We start from the raw sequence: 23,474 nt of genomic DNA, 5'->3' as shown, positions 1-23,474 counted from the left end.
TTCCCCTCTAATAACTGATTGCACGTCTGTTTTGTGTATTCCAATTATTTATAAATTGATTAATACCCATTTGTGTAGTTTGATTTGTCCAACAATCGTTGTAGTAGACATAATTAGAATCATATCCAGTAACGACTAATGCATGATATGGAAATCCATGTAAGGTATTCCACGTGACAACAGGATGACCAATATTGATTTGATACTTAATTGCATCGAATCCTTGACCTGTAAGATTCTTAGCCGTACCTGCATATTTTTCTACCAAGTTCATCAATGCAGGTGGAAAGATTGTAATACCAGTTCCATCCCATGGTTGACCAATATATCCATAATTGGGATCACCACTTCGTGGCATTTCTCTTGCCATTTGCATCTTGTCAACATTAGCTCCAGCATATTGCAGCATCATCGTTACCGCTGTAATTTCACATCCATTAGGCAATTCTGGACGTTGAGAAATCAGAGGAACACCTGACAACCAGTCTGCTGACTTATATTGACCACCATTTACTACGACATAATCTTGTGGAACCCAAGTATTATTGCCAATTTGATACCATTCTTTGCCCCCAATATTAGCGTGACTACTTATCTTCCAACTACTACCAGTGGGCAAATCATTTCCTGAATAAATTGCCTTATTACCATATCCCTGGAAATCATGAATACTGGAACCTGTCTTATAGACAACAGTTCCATTTCCTGAATAAGGTTGAACATATGGCGTATACGTTCCATCACTACCACTAGCGAATTCATTAGTCGCAACACGATAATAATTTGATCCATCCGTCATCGTTTGACGGGCATTTGTATACCAAGCAGTATTTGCCATTAGAGCTCGATTTTTTATCGGAGTACCATCGGATTGATACAGTAGAGTTACATGATTACTGGTATTGTAAACACCATCTATTTTTTCAACATTCTGAACTTGTTGCGTATTAACTTCTTGTCCACCCTGTTGAACATCTTGGGTTACTTGAGTTGTATCTTCAGTGGATTGTTTCTGTACTTGACCCGAATTAGCTGTCGAATCTGTCTCCGATGCATCTGCACTACTATCAGTTTGATTATTTTCTGTAACTTCTGAACCTACAGATACAGTCTGGCTAACTGATTCGTTAGCATTATCAGTCGTATCGGCTTTTACAACATTAGCAGAAAGTAAACAACTGGATGCAAGTATCGTGGCATAGAGTAGTTTTTTGTTAAAATTCATTTTATCCCCCTATAAGTTCAAAATGTAATTAAAATATTACATAAATATGACTTTTGAAATATCCCTCCCTGATTATTTCATGACAAAACTGCCAATAACGAACGTAACTGACATAACAAAAAAAGTGCTGACATGAACTGATTAAAATCAGTCATATCAACACTTTTAGTGAGATATTTCAAGCGGCACTCCTGCTGTCAAATACGTTCGTATATGGCAGTAAATACCATTATTTTTATGTAATAAGTATAAGTCAAGCTAATCCAAATATGAAGCCCCATTTTTAAAAGATCGTGATAATTTGTTATCTTTTGCGATTCTATAAACCGTTCTTTCAGAAACATTACATTTTTCAGCGACTTCCTTTACCGTCAAATCGGGATTCCTATACATACTTACAACTTTTTGACGGATATTTTCATTATATGAAGGCCTGCCTAAAATTTTTCCATCTAATTTTGCTTGACGCAATGCCTCTTTAGTTCTAGTTCGCAATGTATTCACTTCAAATTCACTAAACATCGCCAATAACTGCATCATTAATATACCTGTTGCTGACGTTGTATCAATATTTTCGTTGATGGACCTAAATGAAATATTATTTTCTTTTAAATCCTCCAAAATATTTAATAATGACGACATCTTACGTGAAACTCTATCCAGTTTTACAACCACAAAAGTCACATCTGCCCCACTTTGAGACAATTTTTTACATTTTTTAATTGCCTTTCTGAATTGCGGTCGGTCATCTTTTCGACCACTAATTTTTTCACTATAAATATAGTCGACATTGTTATCTTTTAGTATTCTTTTCTGGGCTTCAAATCCTAACTTCTGTCGATCTTCAATAGTAGACACTCTAACGTAACCGATCAATACTTCGATGTTATCTTCCGACATAAAAAAATCACTCCTCCTATAGATTCAGCCATTCATTACTAGCTGAATCTATAGAAAGAGTGACATTTTCAAAACTTAGATAATAAAAAAGGCAATCGCCTAATCTAAGCGATTGCCTCTCAAACGATTAATTATTTTTTACTATCATTATTCAATTTAATAATTTCAAGAATTACATCAACGGCCTTTTCCATTGATTCCTCAGCTACATATTCGTAACGTCCGTGCATATTCTCTCCACCAGCGAACAAGTTAGGAGTTGGAAGTCCCATGAATGAAATGGTTGAACCATCTGTACCACCACGAACTGGTTCTTCATCAGGTTCAATTCCTAGATTCTTCAAGGCTTCTTCAGCAATCTTAACTACATCCATATGATCCTTGATAACATCGATCATATTGTAATATTCATCATGCATATCAAGTCTTACTGTACCTTCACCATACTTGTCGTTTAGTGCTTTAGCAATTTCAGTGGCCTTATTCTTACGTGCTTCCAAACCATCACGATCAAAGTCACGGATAATGTAGTCCATGTAGGCATTATCAACTGTTCCTTTTAATTCAAGTAGATGGAAGAATCCTTGGCGACCGTCAGTCTTTTCAGGAACTTCATCATCAGGCAATGCTGTTTGGAATTCTGTTGCAATATTAACAGCATTGATCATAATATCTTTAGCAGAACCTGGGTGAACATCTTTACCAGTAATATAGACTTTTAGACTAGCAGCACTGAATGTCTCGTATTCAAGTTGTCCAACTGGACCACCATCAACGGTATAAGCAAAGTCTGCACCAAAGTCGTCAACATCGAACTTAAGTGAACCTGTACCAATTTCCTCATCAGGTCCAAGTCCAATCTTAACCTTGCCATGTTTAACCTCGGGATGATCGATCAAATATTCCATTGCAGTAATGATTTCAGCAACACCAGACTTATCATCTGATCCCAACAAAGTATCACCACTAGTTGTTATAAGTGTTTGACCAGTATAATTTTTTAATGATGGGAACACTGCTGGATCAAGTGTATACTTGCCGTCTTCATCAAGTTTGATGACACTCTTACCATCATAGTTCTCAACGATTTTTGGTTGAATGTTTTCAGAATTAAAATCAGCAGTATCAACATGAGAAATTAAACCAAGAACTGGGACATCATGATCCAAGTTCGATGGAAGTTCAGCGGTTAAGTATGAGTTAACTGGATTGATCTTTACATCACTCAAACCGATTTCCTTTAATTCATCAGCCAACTTGTTCAAAAAGACTGTTTGTCTTTCAGTTGAAGGAATCGTGTCTGAATTCTCATCAGAACGAGTATTCTCTTTTACATAACCCAAGAAACGTGGTACTAATTTTTCGTATTTAATTGCCATTTCCACACACTCCCTAAATAAAATTATATGGTTCTGTATCTACTTCTGATTGTACTATATCTACGTCCCAATGATTACCCTTTTTCCAATCATTAAGCAAATTGGCCATTTTTTCGATAAAAATTGCTTCAATATGGTGTCCTGGATCAACAACGTTTAATCCAGCTGACATCATATCGTGGGCAGTATGATAATAGACATCACCAGTAATAAATGTATCAGCACCAGCTTTTAATACTTCGGGATAGAACTTACCAGCGTCACCGCCAATTATTGCGACCTTTTTTACAGGTTGTCCTAATTCAGATTTGACATATCTAAGGTTAGGTAAATTATAAGTATCACGAACTTTTTTTGCAAAATCTAACAAGTCCATAGATTCTGATAATTCACCTACTCTACCGATCGAATAATCATCATCTGGATCAAGATAATGGACATTATCAAGTTCAAGTTTTTCCATCAGCCAATCATTCATACCGCCATGTGCCTTGTCCATATTAGTATGCGAAGCATTCACCGCAATGTTGTGTGACAACAGATCAGCATACATCTTGTTTTGAGCTGAATTCAAATCAAGATTCTTTGCTGGTCTGAACATAATAGGATGATGAGCCAAAATCAAATCAATATTCTTATCGATAGCTTCTTGAACAACGCGAGGTCTAACGTCTAGCGTTGTCATGATTCGATGAACTTCTTGATTACGATCACCAATTTGAAATCCGGTGGGATCCCCATCCATTTTGATTGCTAGGGGTGCATATTCTTCTACTTGATTGATAACATCTTGAACTTTAACCATTATAAGATCTCCTCAACATATTTGATATATTGCTTCATCTTACTTATCTTAGCCTCATCAATTTGCTTGGCATTATGCATATTATCAACAGCTTTTTGATAACCATTGAGTTTGCGTTGCCACTTATTGACGAAAGCTGTAGACTTTCTCGACATTAGTATCGGACCCATCAAAAACTGAGCCTCAGTTAATTCACTAACTGAGTTCTTTTTTTGTGCTTTGATAATCTCATAATCATGATGATCTTCAGATAATATATCTTCATCGATAATTTCAAAGCTATGATCCACCAACCAATGACGCACCAAGGGTTCGCCAATATTAGGTTGTAATATCAAAGTCTTAACATTTAATAACTGAGCTTCGGTTGCTCGAGACAAAATATCACATATCAAAATACCGCCCATTCCGGCGATAGTAACTGTATCAATCTTATCTTCTTCATTGATAACAGCTAGTCCATCACCTAAACGGACGTCGATTTTGTCACTTAAACCAAACTTCTCAACGTCAGCCTTCGAGCGAGACATTGGTCCTTCAGCCACTTCTCCAGCGATCGCATATCGTACGACTCCAGTTTCAATTAATTCAACTGGTAAGTAAGCATGATCTGAACCGATATCTGCCACTCTAGTTCCAGCGTCTACCATTTGATAAACGGCTTGTAATCTTTTTGATAGTAAAGTCACATTAACCTCTATTCTGCAGTCTTTCTGTCTAAGTCTGTCATGTATTCACGTGTCATAGGCATAGATGAGCCACTAGGACCGTTTGTAAGTAAGTATTGAATCACATCGATATTACCACTTTCAAATGATGCTGCACAAGCTTGTAGATATAAGTCCCACATACGTACGAATCTTTCACCATACATATCATTAACTTTATCTTCAACCTTAAGGAAATTATGACGCCAAATTTCAACTGTCTTTTGGTAATGACGTCTTAATGGTTCGATATCATCGATTTGTAACTTAGCATCCATAATATGTCCGATATTCTCTTTAATATCAGGAATGTAACCACCTGGGAAGATATATTTAACTAACCAAGGATCAACGCCAAGTCCTTCATGTTGTCCAGTAATACCATGAATAAGTGCTGTACCATTTGGCTTAAGTAAGTTCTTGATTTGTTTGAAGTAATTCTCAAGATGAGTTTCACCAACGTGTTCGAACATACCAACGGAAACAACGTGATCGAACTTCTCGTCGATTTCACGATAATCTTCAAGAATAACTTCCATTTGGTCAGTTAAATTCTCTTCTTGAATCTTGTTATTAACGTAATCGTATTGTTCTTGACTAAGAGTTACACCCTTAGCTTTCATGCCGTATTCCTTAGCAGCAGTGAACATCATTGTACCCCAGCCGCAACCAACATCAATAATTGTTTCGCCTGGTTTAGTATTAAGTTTGTTCAAAATATGATGTACCTTGTTCATCTGTGCTTGTTCAAGCGTATCTTCTGGTGTACGGAAATAAGCACATGAGTAAGTCATAGTCTTATCGAGCCATAACTTATAAAAATCATTACCAATATCGTAATGTTCTTGAATTTCTTTTTTATTACTTTCTTCACTATGACTAAATTTAGGAATAAACTTCTTCAATTTAACATTTGACATGAAGCTTTCTGATTGTGTATAAGCATTCATGATAAGTTTTTGGATCGAACCTTCGATTTCAATATCCTTATCCATGTAGGCTTCACCTAAAGTAAGTGTGGCATGTTTAACAACTTCGGAAATTGGAACTTTAGTATTAAACTTGATAGTTATGTCAGACTTTCCTTTTGGACCATAATTCTTCTCTTTGCCATCCCAATAAACAACCTTGATCGGCATAGTAAATGAATGAGAAAATATCTCATCATAGATTTTTTTATCTAACATAAATTAAAACCCTCCATAAAAGTAGCTATGATACCATGGTAACGCAATTCGTGAAAAAACATAACTATTTAGTATGATATTTTCAGAAAAAATATAATAAAAAAGAACAGCCACAAATTTGACTGTTCTTCTATCTTTGATGATTAATTTTATTCCAAGAAATCCTTCAATTGCTTTGATCTTGATGGGTGACGTAGCTTTCTAAGAGCTTTGGCTTCGATTTGACGAATACGTTCACGAGTAACGCCAAATACCTTACCTACTTCTTCCAAAGTTCTAGTTCTACCATCATCTAGACCAAAACGTAGACGAAGTACGTTTTCTTCACGATCAGTCAAAGTATCCAAAACATTCTCAAGTTGTTCCTTCAACAGTTCATATGAAGCATGGTCTTCAGGACTTGTAGCATCTGAATCCTCAATGAAATCACCAAGGTGTGAGTCGTCCTCTTCACCAATAGGTGTTTCCAATGATACTGGTTCTTGAGCAATCTTCAAGATGTCACGAACTTTGCCTGTAGGCATGTCCATTTCAGCACCAATTTCTTCAGGCAATGGCTCACGGCCAAGGTCTTGAAGTAATTGACGTTGGATACGGATCAACTTGTTGATCGTTTCAACCATATGTACAGGGATACGGATGGTACGAGCTTGGTCAGCAATAGCACGCGTAATAGCCTGTCTGATCCACCATGTTGCATAGGTAGAGAACTTGAATCCTAGACGATAATCGAATTTTTCAACGGCCTTCATTAGTCCCATATTACCTTCTTGAATCAAATCAAGAAATTGCATACCACGGCCAACATATCTCTTAGCAATTGAAACAACCAAACGAAGGTTGGCTTCAGCTAGACGTTGTTTAGCCTCTTCATCCCCTTGTTCGATCTTCAAAGCAAGATCAACTTCTTGTTGAGCGTTCAACAATGGAACACGACCGATTTCCTTCAAGTACATACGGACAGGATCGTTAACTTTGATATCTGTTGGAGCAGAAGTATCGTTCTTCTTCTTAGGGTCTTTTTCTTCTTCTTTCTTTTCCTTCAAAAGAGAAAGCTTACTTGGATTACCCTTTTCATCGACAACACCGATACCTTGATCCTCAAGTTCACTGATAAAGTTTGTTAGGGCTTCACCTTCTAGACCATAAGGCTTGATGATTTTTTCTTGTAGATCATCTTCGGTAATTGAACCTGTCTTCTTAAGATCTTTGACAAGTTTCTTTGTAGCATTCTTTAATTCTTTTGATACTGTTGTTTTTTTAGTTGCCATGTATTTTCCTCCAGTATGCTTTAGTTACTCAACAATCTTCTAACATCGATCAATTGTTTTGTTAGTTCTAATTGTAACTTACTGTCACCTACCATTGCGGCTTCTTTCAGTCGACGATTAATATCAGATACCTTAACTTCAAGACCTGAATTATTAATATTATTGATATAATCATCAATCTCTTGATCACTATACTCTGCCGGCATCGCCATCATCTCCAATTCTGCTAACAAATTCTTCTGGTCATTATCCAGAACATTCATAAAATCAGAAATATTGATCTCCTCTTCATCGGTCTGCTCCTGTTCAGAGTAAGACAATAAAGAGTTAAATAGCTCTTGGTAATTAGCATGGACAAATTCGAACCCGCTTCCCTTCAGATTGATTCTTACCTCCGGGAAGTTGATTGCCCAATAAATCAGACAGCGCTCAGATTTTTCGATTCGATCATAATTCGAACGAACGGTCGCAGTTACTTTTTCAAGTGCTGCTTGCTGTACATTCTTGTTATTATTAGCTGGTCGCTTGATAGCCATCTTTCGACGCAGCGTATCTAGCTCCTTATTAATGGCTTCCTTAGAAACACCCATTTCGTCAGCAATTTTGCCAACGTACATGTCAACCTCAACCGGTGATTGCAACTTCACGATTTCACTCAACGAACGATTGAGGAACTCGATCTGATCATGCTCATTATTGAGGTTATAGTTTCTACGGAAATAATTCAAGATGAATGACATTGGTGTCTGTACACCATTTTCTACCAAACTCTTAAACTTATCAGCGCCTTCGCTACGAATGTACTCATCTGGATCTTTTTGATTTGGAACACTGATGACTCCATATGAGAAGCGGTCGTCATTTAACTGTGTCAGTGCTCGATAGGTCGCCTCTACACCAGGATTATCTCCGTCATAACAGATATTGATCTGATTAGTTAAGCGACTCAAGGTGTATAATTGCTGATCAGTTAAACTAGTTCCCATTGAAGCAACACCATTAGTAACTCCAGCTTTATATGCACTGATTACATCCATAAAGCCTTCAAACAAAATTACGTTCTTATTATCACGAATAGTTTTTTTGGCATTACTTAGATTAAACAGTGCTTTACTTTTGTTAAAAATCGGTGTTTCAGGACTATTCATGTACTTTGCAGTACCCTCAGCCTTGTTCAAGATTCTACCAGAAAAAGCAATAATATTACCTGCCTCATCCGTAATTGGTACCATCACTCGATCTCTGAAACGATCAAATAATTCACCTTCTTGATTTTCAGCGAACAATCCTGATTTTCTTAGGGTTGAATCATAAATTTTACGATCTTTGAAGAATTGAAGCAAGAGATTTGAATTATTAGGCGCATATCCTAAGCCAAAAGTCTCTATTAAACTATTGTCTAAATCACGTCCGTTCAAATATCTTAATGCTGGTGTACCATTTTCAGTCTTTAATAGAATATGACTGTATAACTTGGCAGCCTCTGAATACATCTTTATCAAGACTTGGCTGTCAGAGTTTTGATAATTATCACTACTAGTTTGGTATTGATCGGGTATAGGAATATTTCCCATTTGTGCAACTTCAATTACAGATTCAGGGAAGCTTTTGCTCTCCATCTCCATAATGAACTTGAAGACATTTCCACCACGACCGCAACTAAAACAATGGAAGATCTGCTTATCTTCCGCTACTGAAAAAGACGGTGTTCTCTCCTCATGGAAAGGACACAATCCAAATAAGTTTTTACCTGACTTCTTCAGTTGTACGTACTTACTAATTACATCAACAATGTTGGTTTTTGAGGTAACTTCATCAATAAATTCCTGTGGAATCCGAGTTGCCATGGCCGTCACCCCCTCAAATATATCTATAAAAACAGTGAACTATAATTTACCATATTGTCACTGCTATTACAAACATTTTGACTACTTAACTACAATTTTAGACAAATCTCCCAATTTTGCAATTAAATGGTTTGCGATGACTAGTTGAGTCAAACGGTTATTCTTAATCTTCTCGTCTTTAGCCATAATCATATTCTCATCGAAGTAACTATCAATAGCTGGTTTCAATGAGGCTAATTCACCGTACAATTTTTCGGCATCAGTTTCATTTGCTTGAACGATCTTTTGCACTTGATCATTCAAAGTTGATTCTGATGGGTTTTCAAACAGCGATTCATCGAGTTTGAGATCATCACTATATCCGAACTTAGCTTTCTTAGACAAGTTAACGACACGGCCAAGTGCTTCAATAACCGCCTTGAAATCATCATCTAATACATGGGCTTGTAATACTTTAGCAGTATCGATCATCATGATTGGATCAATCGTTGAACCTGCAGTTACAGCATCCACGATGTCATTTCTGACTTCAGTTGTACCAAGCAATTGACGAACACGGTCGATCATGAATTGATCGATGTCTTTAACATGAGCTGACAAATCAAGTTTTGCAGGAACAGTTAAGTTTGCTTTTAGATAGTCTTGTAAGTCGTTCAAGTTCAATGACCATTGATACTTATCAAGAATTCTTACAATACCGTATGCTTGACGACGTAAAGCATACGGATCGTTAGAACCGCTAGGAATCAAGTCTACAGCATAGAATGTTACTAATGAATCGATCTTATCAGCGATGGCTAGTGTAGCTCCAACTTTTGTTGCTGGTAATTCACCTTCAGCAGAAATTGGCATGTAATGTTCTTTGACGGCTGCAGCAACTGCGTCATCTTCACCCATTAAGCTAGCATACTTCTCTCCCATGACACCTTGAAGTTCTGGGAATTCATCGACCATACTTGTAACCAAATCAAATTTATAAATATCACTGGCACGCAAGACATCTTTGGTTTCAGAATCTGACAAGTTAAATAATTTAGCCAAATGTTCAGAAATTTGATGTACACGTTGCATCTTTTCATACATCGTACCAATTTTAACGTGGAAGTTAACCGTCTTAAGTTTATTTACATAATCGGCAATTGTCTTCTTTTGGTCTTCTTTATAGAAGAAATCAGCATCTTCAAGTCTAGCAACAAGAACTTTTTCGTTACCTTTAATAACATTTTCGATATGTTCTGAATTACCGTTTCTAACACCGATAAAGTATGGTTCTAGTTTGCCTTCATGATTTCTAACGTAGAAATATCTTTGATTATCCTTCATTGAAGTAATCAAAACTTCTTCAGGAATTTCTAGATATTTTCGATCAAATGAACCATGGAATGTTGTTGGATATTCAACTAAGTTATTAACTTCCTCTAACAAGTCAGGATCAACATCGATAACCCAGTTATTGTCATCGGCAATCGTCTTAATTTGATTTGAGATCAAGTCCTTACGTTCTTTAGCATCAACGATAACAAATTGTGATCTTAATTTTTCAACGTAATTTGTGGCATCGTCAATTTCAACGTCCTCGCCTAAGAAACGATGTCCACGTGTCATACGACCTGATTTAATATCCAAAATTTGTAATGGAACTTCTTCATTATTCAATAGTGAAACTAACCAGTGAATTGGACGAATATATTCAAAATCATATGATGCCCAGTGCATTCTGGTTGGGAATGTAAGAGATTTTACAACATCAGTAATATCAGTCAAAACATCTTCAACTTTCTTACCATCTTCATGTTTTTGAATGTAGGCATATTCCGTACCCTTCAAATCTTCGAAGAAAATGTCATCTGGTGTCATCCCTTGTCCACGAGCAAAACCTTGAGCAGCCTTAGTCCAATTACCGTCAGCATCTTGAGCAATTTTTTTAGATGGACCTTTTGCTTTAACATCAATATCCGTTTGCTTTTCAGCGATATCTTTAATAATCAAAGCCAAACGTCTAGGAGTTGAATATTTTTCAATTGTAGAGAAGGAAATACGATTATCCTTTAAAAATTTTGCGGCTTTTTGGGCAAGTTGATTAACACTATTAGTTACAACATGAGCCGGCATTTCTTCCAATCCAATTTCTAATAGGTAATTTTTAGTCATTTTCGTTCTCCTTTACTGCATCGCTATTTGCCAAAAGTGGGAAGCCACGCTTCTTACGTTCTTCAACAAATGCTTTGGCAACTTTATGTGCCATCTTTCTAATACGTGATAGGAATGCGGCTCTTTCAGTAACAGAAACTGCTCCACGAGCATCTAGCAAATTAAATGTGTGACTGCACTTCAAAATATAATCATAAGCTGGATGAACTAATCCTAGATCCATCAAGCGATTAGCCTCTTTTTCATATTCATCAAAGAATTTGAATAACATATCTTGGTTACTCTCTTCAAATGAGTATTTTGAATGTTCGTATTCAGGTTCCTTGAAGATGTCACCGTATAATACGCCGTCTCCCCATTCAAGATCGTAAACTGAATTTACGTTTTGAATGTATGAAGCCAGACGTTCCACACCATAAGTGATTTCACTAGTTACAGGTTTGCAAGCAAGACCACCGACTTGTTGGAAGTATGTAAATTGTGAAACTTCCATACCGTCAAGCCAAACTTCCCAACCAACACCGGCACAACCCATTGATGGATTCTCCCAGTTATCTTCAACGAAACGAATATCATGTTCCAAAGGTTCAATACCTAGAGCACGAAGTGAATCCAAATAGTACTCTTGAATATCTTCTGGAGCTGGTTTCATAACAACTTGAAATTGGTGATGTTGATACAAACGGTTAGGGTTCTCACCGTAACGACCATCAGCTGGACGTCTTGATGGTTCAACATATGCGGCGTTCCAAGGTTCTGGTCCGATTGCACGTAGGAATGTGTAGGGACTCATTGTTCCGGCACCTTTTTCAGTATCATAAGCTTGCATTAACATGCAGCCCTTGTCACCCCAGAATTTCTGAAGTGTCAAAATCATATTTTGTACATTCAATTTTTTTGCCATATTGTCTCCCTTCGGGCAAACACAAAAAATCCCTTGCAAGGTATAGTTATCTACCTAGCAAGGGACGAATGAATTCGCGGTTCCACCCTAATTCAGGACTTTAGTCCTGCTCTTTTATTAAAAAATTAAATTGTTGCTCGCCATTGAATCTGCGTGGCTTTCACTGTCCCACGTCGCTGTTTTCATAAAGTCAATTATAGCAATTTAAAAATTATTGTCAATTGCCTAGACCAAGCTAAATGTGCCAAGTTTTCATATCATCGATAAACTTCTTACTCTTTGGATAATAACCGACTGATCCTTCGTAAATTGCATCAATAGCATGTTGAATCAAATCCTTGTTATTGTCTTTTATTTCGATTTTACCGATTTGATCTAGATTAATTTTTGTAAACAATCGTAAGAAATAAACTATTCGTTCAGAAATATGCAAACGATGTATATCAGAATCAAAGTGTTTGGAACAAATTATTCCTCCCAACAAAACTGAATAATCAAATCGACCCTCAGTCTCTCCTCCGACCACACATGAATCCATATTCGGCGCAACTCCAAATACTTGCAATAGGTGCATCTGCATAATATCTACAACTATCTGTGCATCGAATCCATTCTCAATGTACAACAGAGCTTTAAAGAGACTACGATACCACTCGTCAGGTAGCGGATCATCAATAAAAGCATTGTGGAACAAATCAAATAAAAAGGTCGCATATGCGTTCAATTCAATGTCTTTGATGATCTCATCGAATTGTTTAATATTGCTGGCGGAATTTAAATATGAGAGTCCTTCATCCTTAATAACTCCGGTATAGTCACCGTAAGAAAAGGTAATGACTGAACCGGAAATTTTAGACTTAGAATTCTGAGTTCCTCTGACTAAAAAAGTTTTGAATCCATATTCTTTGGTCAAAATGGTTACTAGTGCATCACGTTCTTTATAACGCTGCCGTCTAACAACTATACCAAAAAAATTTGTTGCTACATTATGTGCCAACTATTTAATATCCTTTACCGAATAACCTGCTTGACTCAAGAATAATGGATCATCACGCCAGTTCTTCTTAACTCTGACCCAGAGCTTCAAGTTGATCTTCTCGCCAAGCAAATGTTCGATCTTAATACGAGCACCGATACCGATGTGCTTCAACATGCTGCCACCCTTACCAATGATAATTGGTTTCTGACTATCACGTTCAACGTAAATACTTGCCTCAACTTGAAGTTTACCAGCTGCTGTACGTTGATTCATCGACTCAACGATAACTGCGACTGAGTGAGGAATTTCATCACGAGTATCTTCAAGGATCTTCTCACGGATCAATTCACCAACGATGAAATACTCAGGGTGATCTGTGATTTGGTCATCATCATAATATTGAGGTCCATTTGGCAGAGCCTTAGTCAAAGAATCGATCATTTCATCAATGTTATTACCATTCGTTGCACTGATCGGAATCACTTCCGCAAAATCCATCAGTTCGGAATATTCACTGATTTGTGGTGCCATTTCATCCGGATTGATCAAGTCGATCTTATTAAGGATCAAGAATACAGGTGCCTTAACATTCTTCAGTTCATCAATAATAAACTTGTCTCCAGGCCCTGCACTTTGACCAGCTTCAGTCATGAACAAGACAGCATCGACTTCTTTTAATGCTGAAATAGCAGCCTTATCCATATATTGATCCAAACCATTGTGTGGCTTATGAATACCAGGTGTATCCAAGAAGATGATTTGACGTTCATCATCAGTATAAATACCTTGGATCTTGTTTCTAGTTGTTTGTGCCTTTGGTGAAGTGATTGCAATTTGTTCTTTGATAATACGGTTCATAAATGTTGATTTACCAACATTGGGACGTCCTACAATTGCGACAAATCCTGAACGAAAGTTTTTGTTATCCATAATTAATCCATATCCTTATCACTGAATGCCAGTGGCAAAATTTCTTTGAACGTAAATTCTTTGTATTGATTAGTATTGTTAGCCAAAAATACCGGTGCGTCGGCCTTCATAAACTCACTCATTACTTGTCGGCAAGCACCACAAGGCTTAGACATCTCCGAAGTGCCATTAACGATCGTAATAGCTTTGATCTCTTTTGCTCCTTCAGAAATAGCTTTAAAGATAGCTGTTCTTTCAGCACAGTTAGTCAATCCGTAAGAAGCATTCTCAATGTTTCCTCCAGAATAAATCTTTCCGTCATCACAAAGGATCGCCGCACCGACTGTGTAATTGGAATAAGGTGTATAGGCGTTGTCCATGGCTTTATATGCTATATCGAATAATTCTTGTTCATTGATTTCCACTAGCTCAGTCTCCTATTTAAATACTATTTTTTTAAACCATAAGCGCTGAGAATTTTTTCTTGTAATCCGATCATTACTTTTTCATCCTCAGGTTTAATGTGATCATAACCGTTAAGATGCAAAATACCATGCACGATCGTATATCCTAATTCACGATCAAATGAGTGTTCATAGTCTTTGGCATGTTCATCGACTATTTCAATACTAATGAATAGATCCCCCAGATCTAGCGGTAGATCAGGAATTTGTTGTTCCAAATAATCAAGTGAATCTTCACCATCATTGATGGCAAAGCTGATAACATCAGTTGCACGATCAGTATCACGATATTTTTTGTTAATTTCGTGAATCTCATCTTTTGTTACAAAGTGAATTGAAAGTTGTGTGTTATCTTTTAATTCTAATTTGTTAAACGTGAAGTTCACAATATCGTTGACCCAGTCTTCACGAGCTTGATCAATTAAATTATCGTCATTATAAATTTCTAAATCCATGTTAATCCCCATTATTTGTCAATTTTGTCAGAATCATCATATGCATCGATAATTTCAGCTACAACTGGATGTCTTACAACATCGGCTGATGTGAAATCAACGAATTGAATGTGTGGCAAATTTTTTAAAATTTTCTGTGCTTGAACTAGACCACTTCTAGCGTGGTGTGGCAAGTCAATTTGAGAAATATCACCATTTACGATCATCTTTGAATCAAAACCTAAACGAGTTAAGAACATTTTCATTTGTTCCCTAGTCGTATTCTGTGCCTCGTCTAGAATGACAAACGATTCATCTAGCGTACGGCCTCTCATATAAGCCAGTGGAGCGATTTCTATCACACCACGTTCAATTAGGCGTCCCGTGTGATCAGCTCCTATAATGGCGTATAAAGCGTCATAGATCGGTCTTAAATATGGATCTACTTTTTCTTTTAAGTCACCAGGCAAGAATCCTAGACTTTCACCTGCTTCAACTGCTGGTCTAGTTAAAACGATACGTTTAACAGTGCCCTTTTTCAGTGCAGCAACTGCCATTACAACGGCTAAGTATGTTTTACCAGTACCAGCGGGTCCAATTCCAAATGTAATATCATTGTGATTAATGGCGTTTATATATTGTCTTTGACCAAAATTTCTAACTCGAACAGGTTTTCCGCTGAAGTCCTTGATCAGTTCAGTTTTATATAGATCTTCAAAGTAATCTAATGTACCACGTTCAACCATCTTCATACCACTGACAATATCAGCCGAACCCAATCCAATGCCACTTTCGATCAATTTGAGAAGTTTTGCGACCAAAGAATAAGCCTTGTTGACATTATCTTCATCGCCAGTAATATCTAGTTCCTCACCAAAGGCATGGATCCTAATATCCATCCCTTCTTCGATCAACTTAAGATTACTATCATTAACACCAAATAGACTGACTGCATCTTGTGGATTCTTAATATGAATGCTCTTTTTAAATTGCTCTTTATTTTCTGCCAATAAATACACATCCTCCTATTATTACTTGAATGATAGCACACGAATGTAAATTTTTCGTAAAAAAAAGGTTAAAACATAAAATGTTTTAACCTTAATCTTATTAACGACGTTTCTTGTTACGCTTACGAGCAGCCTCTGATTTTAACTTTTTCTTAACACTTGGCTTTTCGTAGAACTCGCGCTTTCTATATTCTTGAAGTGTACCACTTTTTGAAACAGAACGTTTAAAACGACGAAGAGCATCATCGAGCGACTCATTTTCATGAACAACAGTTTTTGACATATGATATCCCTCCTTCCGCTTTGAACGTAACTGCTCTATTTCTTTCACAGCTCATATGTTATTATAACAAAAAGAGTTCAATCTTCAAACATTTTTCTATGTTTTTTTTAGGAGGAGTTAATATGACCCAAAAAATAGACGTTTTTGTTTTATCAGACTCTGCTGGAGAGACTGCTGTACGTGTTGCCAACGCTGCATTTGCGCAGTTCCCAGAAATAGAAACTGAATACACAAAATATCCATTTGTAAAAAATGATCAGCACTTGACTGAGATACTGGATCTGGCAAGAGAAAAAAGAGCTATTATCTTGCATACAATTGTATCAAAAGAAATATGTAATATCATTAATGGCTTCTGTCAAAGAAATGGACTTATTTATTATGACATACTAAATCCAATTATCGGTACCTTCTCTCAAATCATGCACCAGGAACCTTTGAGAAAGAAAGGTATCATTCACAACTTAGATGATGAATACTTTGATATGATCTCAGCTATGGAATTCACCGTTTCAAACGATGATGGCCAAAATCCACAAGGATTGCTCGAAGCCGACCTAGTTCTATTAGGTATTTCTCGGACTTCTAAGACCCCTTTGTCACTATATCTAGCAAATCGTAACATCAAGGTGGCAAACCTCCCTATCAGCCCTAAAACACAGATTCCTGATGAATTATGGAAGGTGGACCGCTCCAAGATCGTTGGACTCACTAATGACATGAACGTTCTTTTGAAGATTCGTCGTCAAAGAATGATCGCCTATGGACTGAATCCTGATACAACGTACTCTGATAAGAGTGAAATTGAAAAAGAACTTGAATTCTCAAATGACATTTACGCTAAACTAGGTTGTCCGGTAATCAACACCGCTGATCGTTCAATCGAGGAAACCGCAGCTTTAATAATGGAAAACTTACAAATGAATGGATACAAAAAAGGTTAATCCGCAAGGATTAGCCTTTTATTAATTTATTTTTCATTTCTGGATCAAATTTTTGTTCACGCAACATATCGATCTCCGCCTTGAATGGAGCAATACCTTTCTTGTCATTCTCATCACGCTTGACATAAGGAGTTTCCATAATCTTAGGAATCTCTTCCAACTGAGGATGGTGAGCTACATAATTCAAAGCATCAAAGCCGATCGTTCCAAAACCAATGTCATCATGTCTATCTTTGTGTGAACCACGTTCATTCTTTGAATCATTCAAATGAACAACTGACAATCTATCTAAACCAATAACATGATCAAATTCATTCAAAACACCATCAAAATCATTTTTGACATCATAACCAGCATCACTCATATGGCAAGTATCCATTGTTACGGATAACTTGTCATTATTTTGACAGTGATCAAAGATATAAGCTATTTGTTCAAAATTGATTCCAACTTCAGTACCCTTGCCAGCCATAGTTTCGATAGCAACACTGACCTTTTGATCAGGCAATATTGCTTCATCTAATGCCTGGGCGATTTGTAAGAGTGCCTTCTCTGGTCCTTGGTTCAAGTGTGCTCCTGGATGAAAACTAATAGCTTCAATTCCAAGTGCATCAGCACGTTCGAATTCATCGTGCATGAATGAAATACCAAATGGCAATTTTTCAGGTTTAACAGTATTGCCAAGATTAACAATATAAGGAGCATGTCCAATTACATGATCGATTCCATATAATTTTAATAATCGTTTACCCTCAGGAATATTCATTTCTGAAACATCTTTACGACGAGTGTTTTGCGGTGCTCCCGTAAAGATCATCATAGCGTTAGCTCCATAACTATGTGCTTCTTTAGCTGAGCCAGCCAACATGTTTGGTGCCTTCATAGCAACGTGTGATCCAATTATCATCAATATACCCTCTTTTACTAATAGATATGTTTCTGGTAGAACCTACCTAATATCTTAACAGTATCTGTAACACTTACAAAGGCATGAGGATCAGATAATGACATTGCCGTTTCCAGATCATGCAATTCAGCACGTGAAATAACCGTGAACAAGATGGTCTTCTCTTCATGTTTGAAAGCACCCTCAGCATCATGAACAATAGTGATACCACGACGCATTTCACTTTGAATTTCTTTAATAACAAATTTCGGCTTTGAGGTAACGATCATAACTTGAAGTTTTTGGTCTTTGTTATAGATCATGTCAATAACTTGACCATTTATAAAAATACTTATAGCACTGTATAAAGCGTGCACCCATCCGAACAAGAAGCCCGCACAGGCGATGATGAACAGATTAAACATAATATTAATCGTTCCGACACTTTTACCAGTTTTTTTACGTAAAATAATACCAACAATATCAATACCACCAGTAGATATTCCGTTACGCAATGCCATACCTGTACCAAATCCATTAGCGACCGCACCAAAAATGGCACAAACTAAAGGATCTGCTGTTATTTTCGCTGCTGGGAAAAAGTGCATCATAAGTGAAGCAAAGGCTACGGCAATAACCGTAAAGACCGTAAAGTTATGATCGATCTTTCTCCATGCCAAAACAAACAGTGGCGCATTAAATGCGAAGTACATTACAGCTGTAGAAATATGGAATGGGAACCAGCGCTCAGTAATCGTTGAGATCAACTGGGCAGCACCAGTTACACCTGAACCGTAGATCCCGCCAGGTGTCCAAAACATATTAACCGCGATCGATACTGCAATTGAGTATAAGAATGCGACTGATATTTTGGATAAGTTCTGATGTCTTTCAATCAGCTTATCTATTTCATCCATTTAAAATTACTCCTAATAACGAATTTACCCTAACAATATTAGCACAAATCGATATTATTTCAGCTTATTTCCAATGTTTTTCAATGAAATCTGCTCGTCCACCACTTTCTTCTAGTTCATAACGGGCAGGATTCTTCTTATAAAATTCTTGATGATATTCATCTGCAGGATAAAACGGCTCAACTGGTAAAATTTCAGTAACGATAGGATCATCGAATTTTTCAGCCTCAGCCAAGTCCTGCTTGGACTTTTCAGCAATCTTCTTCTCAGATTCATCTGAATAATAAATCACTGGACGATAATTATCACCACGATCTTGAAATTGCCCACCAGCATCTGTAGGATCAGTAACTTGCCAATATGTATTTACAAGTTGATCATAAGAAATCTTGTCAGCATCATAAGTGATTTCTACAGCTTCGGTATGGCCAGTTGTTCCTGTACAAACTTGTTCGTAAGTTGGATTAGGCACATGACCACCTGTGAAACCTGATACAACTGAAATAATTCCAGGTTGTTCGTCAAATGGCTTTACCATACACCAGAAACACCCTCCAGCAAAGATAGCTTTCTTTTCATTCATTATTTATCACCTTCATCAACGTATTTTTTATAATCTGCATAACCTTTTTCGTCCATTTCCTCATATGGAACAAATTTTAAAGCTGCAGAATTAATACAATATCTTAAACCACCGGTTTCTTTAGGACCATCAGTAAAGACATGACCCAAGTGTGAACCAGCATCCTCGCTAGTAACCTCAGTACGAGCATGACCAGTACGCATGTCCGTGCTCTCTTTTAGTTCAGCAATTGGTTGACTAAATGAAGGCCAGCCGCATCCAGCATCATACTTATGTGCCGATGAAAACAATGGTTCGCCACTAGCAATATCGACATAGATCCCTTTTTTGTAGAAATCATCATACTTACCACTGAATGGCATTTCTGTTCCTCGGTCTTGTGTTACATGCAATTGTTCTTCCGATAATCCTTCGAGATTTTTCTTGTATTCCTTCTTCACTCAAATCACTCCTAGGCATAACTTATGTCTATAAGTATACGCAATCTATATGCCTTTTCTAGAAAATTGCTCATATTAATTAAAAAATAATTAATAAAAAAGACGCCATACGATTGTTGTCATCGTAGCGTCTCTAATTATTTATTAATCTTTATTCTTTTTTGTTACTTCAATACCAAGATCAACAAGTTGATTCTCAGCAACTTCTCTTGGTGCGTGTGTCATTGGTTCTGTGGCGTTTGAATTCTTAGGGAATGCAATCACGTCACGGATATTATCCTTGCCAGCTAATAGCATAGCAAATCTATCCAAACCAATAGCCAAACCACCATGTGGTGGGCAACCGTATTGCAAGGCATCAAGTAGGAAGCCAAATTGTTCGTAAGCTTTTTCTTTAGTAAAATCTAGAGCTTTAAGCATCTTTTCTTGAATCTTGTAATCATGAATACGGATCGAACCGCCACCTAATTCATAACCATTAAGTACGATATCGTAACTTTGAGCATATGCCTTATGTGGATCTTCATCTAAGTAATGAACATCTTCTTCGTTTGGCATTGTGAATGGATGGTGAGCAGCTGTCCAACGTTGAATACCTTCGTCATACTCGAATAATGGCCAGTTAACGACCCATGTGAAGGCAAATTCATTAGGATCATATAGATGTAAGTTCTTAGCAATATCAACACGTAAATATCCTAATGCATCAGCAACAACTTTCTTCTTATCAGCAACGAACAATACCAAGTCGTTGTTTTCAAGACCCAAACGTTCAACCAAAGCATCATGTTGAGCAGTGATAAACTTGGCAACTGGTCCAGTGATCTTGTCGTCATTGTACTTGAGCCAAGCAAGACCCTTAGCGCCAAAGCGCTTGATGTATTCTTGATATTCTTCAATATTCTTTCTTGAATACTTGTCAGCGTTATTCTTAACAACAATAGCCTTAACTTGACCACCATTATCAATGGCACCCTTGAAGACATTGAATTCAGTGTCCTTGAAGACATCGTTCAAGTCTTGTAATTCCATACCAAAACGAATATCAGGTTTATCAGAACCATAGCGAGCCATGGCGTCATCCCAGTTAATTCTTGGGAATGGCAACTTAACATCGATACCCTTCTCGTCTTTCATAACACGAGCAATAAGTCCTTCAGTCACTGATTGAATCTCTTCAGCAGACATAAAACTCATTTCCAAATCGATTTGGGTAAATTCTGGTTGACGATCTCCACGAAGATCTTCATCACGGAAACAGTGAGCTAATTGATAGTAACGATCAAATCCACCGACCATCAACAATTGCTTAAACAATTGTGGTGATTGTGGTAAGGCAAAGAAATGTCCAGGATATACACGTGAAGGAACAAGATAATCACGAGCACCTTCTGGAGTTGAAGGTGTTAGGTTTGGTGTCTCAATATCGATAAATCCATTGTCATATAAATATTCATGAACTGAGTGCTTGATTTGGGCACGTGTACGGATAGCCTTTTGCATCTCTGGTCTACGAAGATCAAGGTAACGATACTTTAACTTTGTTTCTTCAGAAGCATCAACATCATCAACGATTTCAAATGGTGGTGTGATTGACTTATTTAGTAACTCAACTGTTTCAACAACAACTTCAACTTTACCAGTTGGGATGTTTTCGTTGATAGCACTCTCATCACGTAATCTAACTGTACCAATAACATTGATAACATATTCAGAACGTAATGATTCTGCTGTTTCAAGTGCTTTTTTATGATCAGTATTGAATACCAATTGTACGAAGCCTTTGTAGTCTCTAAGGTCAACGAAAATCAAACCACCAAGGTCACGTCTCTTTTGAACCCAACCGTCCAAAGAAACTTTTTTGCCAACATACTCTTCAGTAATGCTGCCACAATAATCTGTTCTTTCTTGCATATTTGCTTATCCCTCTATCTTTTTCAATTCTTCTGCTAGGTTTTCTAGTGATACGCTAACTTGATCACCAGTTGCCATGTTTTTAACATTGGCTGTATCATTCTCAAGCTCAGTATCACCGATAGTTACAGTATATTTAGCGTTCAAATGATCAGCGGTCTTGAATTGAGCTTTTGTTTTTCTTTGTAAATAATCTTTATCGGCTGAGAATCCAGCACGACGAAGACTGGACAAAATCTTAACTGAAGCACGTTCAGCTTTTTCACCGATGGTAACAAGATAAACATCTAAGTCATTCTCAACATGAATATCTTCGTCCTTGAGCAATAACATCAAGCGCTCCATACCTAGGCCAAAACCGATACCAGGTTCAGACTTACCGCCAAGTTCTTCAACCAAACCATTGTAACGTCCACCAGCTAGAACAGTGATTTCTTTATTGTTGAATGCTGGATCAGTTACCATGAATTCAAAAATAGTATGGTTGTAATAATCAAGTCCACGGACCATTGTTGGATCAACTACATAGTTGATATCCAAATCGTTCAACAATGATTTTAGATACTCGAAGCGATCTCTTGAAGCATCATTCAAGTAATCCAAGATTGAAGGTGCATTAGCGACTAGCTTTTTGTCGTTTTCATCTTTACTATCAAGAATTCGCAAAGGATTCTTTTCAAGACGTACTTTGGAATCATCACTCAATTGATCCTTGAAAGGTGTGAAATAATCAACTAATGCCTTGTGGTAATTCTCACGTGATTCTGGATCACCCAAAGTATTAACGGCGACCTTCAAGTTGTGAACTCCCAATTCATTCAAAAAGTTCAATCCAACTGAAATAATTTCTACATCTAATTCTGGTGAATCAGAACCGAAAGCTTCAACCCCAATTTGATGGAATTGACGTTGACGTCCTGATTGTGGGCGTTCATATCTAAACATTGGTCCTTTATACCAAACCTTGTATGGACGTTGATGTTCAGGTCCGTACAACTTGTTTTCAATATAAGCGCGAACAACTCCAGCCGTACCCTCTGGACGAAGAGCAATATGTCTATCACCCTTGTCCTTAAAGTCATACATTTCCTTAGAAACAATATCTGATGTGTCACCTGATGAACGTTCAAAGACTTCGTAAGACTCAAAAATTGGTGTTCTAATTTCTGAGAAACGATAACGACTAAAAACGTTTTGGGCAACTGATTCTACATATTGCCATTTTTCTGATTCTCCGGGTAAAATATCTGCTGTACCCTTTGGTTTTTGATAGCGCATGAAATCCTCCTTTTTGGTGAACCATACATAAAAAAATACACCCCTGCCTAAATAAGA

General features: G+C 37.1%; 23 protein-coding genes. 1 reads left to right on the top strand and 22 read right to left on the bottom strand.

What is annotated here, in order from left to right; all coding sequences use genetic code 11:
• Positions 1 to 7: 7 nt before the first annotated feature.
• The 16 genes from U8519_RS02025 to rpsU form a co-directional block, all read right to left on the bottom strand.
• Positions 8 to 1,225, bottom strand: coding sequence for a C39 family peptidase (locus tag U8519_RS02025; RefSeq protein ID WP_334328659.1), 1,218 nt, complete (start codon positions 1,223 to 1,225; stop codon positions 8 to 10).
• 258 nt (positions 1,226 to 1,483) lie between these two features.
• A complete protein-coding gene (locus tag U8519_RS02020) occupies positions 1,484 to 2,125 on the bottom strand; it encodes a recombinase family protein (RefSeq protein ID WP_334328658.1) in 642 nt (213 codons plus the stop codon).
• A 131-nt stretch (positions 2,126 to 2,256) separates the two neighbouring features.
• The gene (gene pepT / locus U8519_RS02015) at positions 2,257 to 3,504 is read right to left on the bottom strand and encodes a peptidase T (protein ID WP_334328657.1); all 1,248 of its coding nucleotides are present in this window, start codon (positions 3,502 to 3,504) and stop codon (positions 2,257 to 2,259) included.
• Between the two features lie 13 nt (positions 3,505 to 3,517).
• Complete coding sequence (locus U8519_RS02010) at positions 3,518 to 4,309, bottom strand: Nif3-like dinuclear metal center hexameric protein (RefSeq protein WP_334328656.1); 792 nt, start codon at positions 4,307 to 4,309, stop codon at positions 3,518 to 3,520.
• Positions 4,309 to 4,998 (bottom strand): tRNA (adenine(22)-N(1))-methyltransferase, encoded by a 690-nt coding sequence (locus U8519_RS02005; protein WP_334328655.1) that lies wholly within the window; start codon positions 4,996 to 4,998, stop codon positions 4,309 to 4,311. The genes U8519_RS02010 and U8519_RS02005 overlap by 1 nt, the downstream gene beginning before the upstream one ends.
• A gap of 8 nt (positions 4,999 to 5,006) precedes the next feature.
• Positions 5,007 to 6,203, bottom strand: a complete 1,197-nt coding sequence (locus tag U8519_RS02000; RefSeq protein WP_334328654.1) for a cyclopropane-fatty-acyl-phospholipid synthase family protein — start codon at positions 6,201 to 6,203, stop codon at positions 5,007 to 5,009.
• A 149-nt stretch (positions 6,204 to 6,352) separates the two neighbouring features.
• The gene (gene rpoD, locus U8519_RS01995; RefSeq protein ID WP_334328653.1) at positions 6,353 to 7,474 is read right to left on the bottom strand and encodes an RNA polymerase sigma factor RpoD; all 1,122 of its coding nucleotides are present in this window, start codon (positions 7,472 to 7,474) and stop codon (positions 6,353 to 6,355) included.
• Positions 7,475 to 7,494: 20 nt separating this feature from the next.
• Positions 7,495 to 9,321, bottom strand: a complete 1,827-nt coding sequence (gene dnaG, locus U8519_RS01990; RefSeq protein ID WP_334328652.1) for a DNA primase — start codon at positions 9,319 to 9,321, stop codon at positions 7,495 to 7,497.
• Between the two features lie 81 nt (positions 9,322 to 9,402).
• Positions 9,403 to 11,472: a glycine--tRNA ligase subunit beta gene (gene glyS, locus U8519_RS01985; protein ID WP_334328651.1), complete on the bottom strand. Its 2,070-nt coding sequence runs from the start codon at positions 11,470 to 11,472 to the stop codon at positions 9,403 to 9,405.
• Positions 11,465 to 12,376, bottom strand: coding sequence for a glycine--tRNA ligase subunit alpha (glyQ, locus tag U8519_RS01980; protein ID WP_334328650.1), 912 nt, complete (start codon positions 12,374 to 12,376; stop codon positions 11,465 to 11,467). The genes glyS and glyQ overlap by 8 nt, the downstream gene beginning before the upstream one ends.
• Before the next feature lie 235 nt (positions 12,377 to 12,611).
• A complete protein-coding gene (gene recO / locus U8519_RS01975) occupies positions 12,612 to 13,373 on the bottom strand; it encodes a DNA repair protein RecO (RefSeq protein ID WP_334328649.1) in 762 nt (253 codons plus the stop codon).
• Complete coding sequence (gene era, locus U8519_RS01970) at positions 13,374 to 14,285, bottom strand: GTPase Era (protein WP_334328648.1); 912 nt, start codon at positions 14,283 to 14,285, stop codon at positions 13,374 to 13,376.
• Between the two features lie 2 nt (positions 14,286 to 14,287).
• Positions 14,288 to 14,689 carry a cytidine deaminase gene (locus U8519_RS01965; protein ID WP_334328647.1) on the bottom strand — a complete coding sequence of 134 codons (402 nt, stop codon included), beginning with the start codon at positions 14,687 to 14,689 and terminating at the stop codon, positions 14,288 to 14,290.
• A 23-nt stretch (positions 14,690 to 14,712) separates the two neighbouring features.
• A complete protein-coding gene (gene ybeY / locus U8519_RS01960) occupies positions 14,713 to 15,183 on the bottom strand; it encodes an rRNA maturation RNase YbeY (protein ID WP_334328646.1) in 471 nt (156 codons plus the stop codon).
• Positions 15,184 to 15,194: 11 nt separating this feature from the next.
• On the bottom strand, positions 15,195 to 16,172 hold the full coding sequence (locus U8519_RS01955) for a PhoH family protein (protein WP_334328645.1): 978 nt from the start codon (positions 16,170 to 16,172) through the stop codon (positions 15,195 to 15,197).
• Between the two features lie 100 nt (positions 16,173 to 16,272).
• Complete coding sequence (gene rpsU / locus U8519_RS01950) at positions 16,273 to 16,455, bottom strand: 30S ribosomal protein S21 (protein ID WP_025024478.1); 183 nt, start codon at positions 16,453 to 16,455, stop codon at positions 16,273 to 16,275.
• Positions 16,456 to 16,577: 122 nt separating this feature from the next.
• Here rpsU and U8519_RS01945 point away from each other — a divergent pair, with 122 nt between their 5' ends.
• A complete protein-coding gene (locus tag U8519_RS01945; RefSeq protein WP_334328644.1) occupies positions 16,578 to 17,399 on the top strand; it encodes a pyruvate, water dikinase regulatory protein in 822 nt (273 codons plus the stop codon).
• A gap of 10 nt (positions 17,400 to 17,409) precedes the next feature.
• Here the strand turns inward: U8519_RS01945 and U8519_RS01940 are convergent, their stop codons facing one another.
• From U8519_RS01940 to hisS, 6 genes are all read right to left on the bottom strand, one after another.
• Positions 17,410 to 18,306, bottom strand: a complete 897-nt coding sequence (locus U8519_RS01940; RefSeq protein ID WP_334328643.1) for a deoxyribonuclease IV — start codon at positions 18,304 to 18,306, stop codon at positions 17,410 to 17,412.
• A 17-nt stretch (positions 18,307 to 18,323) separates the two neighbouring features.
• The gene (locus tag U8519_RS01935) at positions 18,324 to 19,202 is read right to left on the bottom strand and encodes a YitT family protein (protein ID WP_334328642.1); all 879 of its coding nucleotides are present in this window, start codon (positions 19,200 to 19,202) and stop codon (positions 18,324 to 18,326) included.
• 64 nt (positions 19,203 to 19,266) lie between these two features.
• Complete coding sequence (msrA, locus tag U8519_RS01930; protein ID WP_334328641.1) at positions 19,267 to 19,785, bottom strand: peptide-methionine (S)-S-oxide reductase MsrA; 519 nt, start codon at positions 19,783 to 19,785, stop codon at positions 19,267 to 19,269.
• Positions 19,785 to 20,225 carry a peptide-methionine (R)-S-oxide reductase MsrB gene (gene msrB, locus U8519_RS01925; RefSeq protein WP_334328640.1) on the bottom strand — a complete coding sequence of 147 codons (441 nt, stop codon included), beginning with the start codon at positions 20,223 to 20,225 and terminating at the stop codon, positions 19,785 to 19,787. Before msrB ends, msrA begins: the two co-directional genes overlap by 1 nt.
• 144 nt (positions 20,226 to 20,369) lie before the next feature.
• The gene (gene aspS / locus U8519_RS01920) at positions 20,370 to 22,139 is read right to left on the bottom strand and encodes an aspartate--tRNA ligase (RefSeq protein ID WP_334328639.1); all 1,770 of its coding nucleotides are present in this window, start codon (positions 22,137 to 22,139) and stop codon (positions 20,370 to 20,372) included.
• A 6-nt stretch (positions 22,140 to 22,145) separates the two neighbouring features.
• Positions 22,146 to 23,417, bottom strand: coding sequence for a histidine--tRNA ligase (gene hisS / locus U8519_RS01915; protein ID WP_334328638.1), 1,272 nt, complete (start codon positions 23,415 to 23,417; stop codon positions 22,146 to 22,148).
• Positions 23,418 to 23,474: the final 57 nt, after the last annotated feature.

The organism is Companilactobacillus sp. HBUAS59699 (genome assembly GCF_036913575.1).
Classification (GTDB): Bacteria; Bacillota; Bacilli; order Lactobacillales; family Lactobacillaceae; genus Companilactobacillus.
The sequence above is the reverse complement of the archived record's forward strand: the minus strand, read 5'-3'. Positions and strand labels throughout refer to the sequence as shown.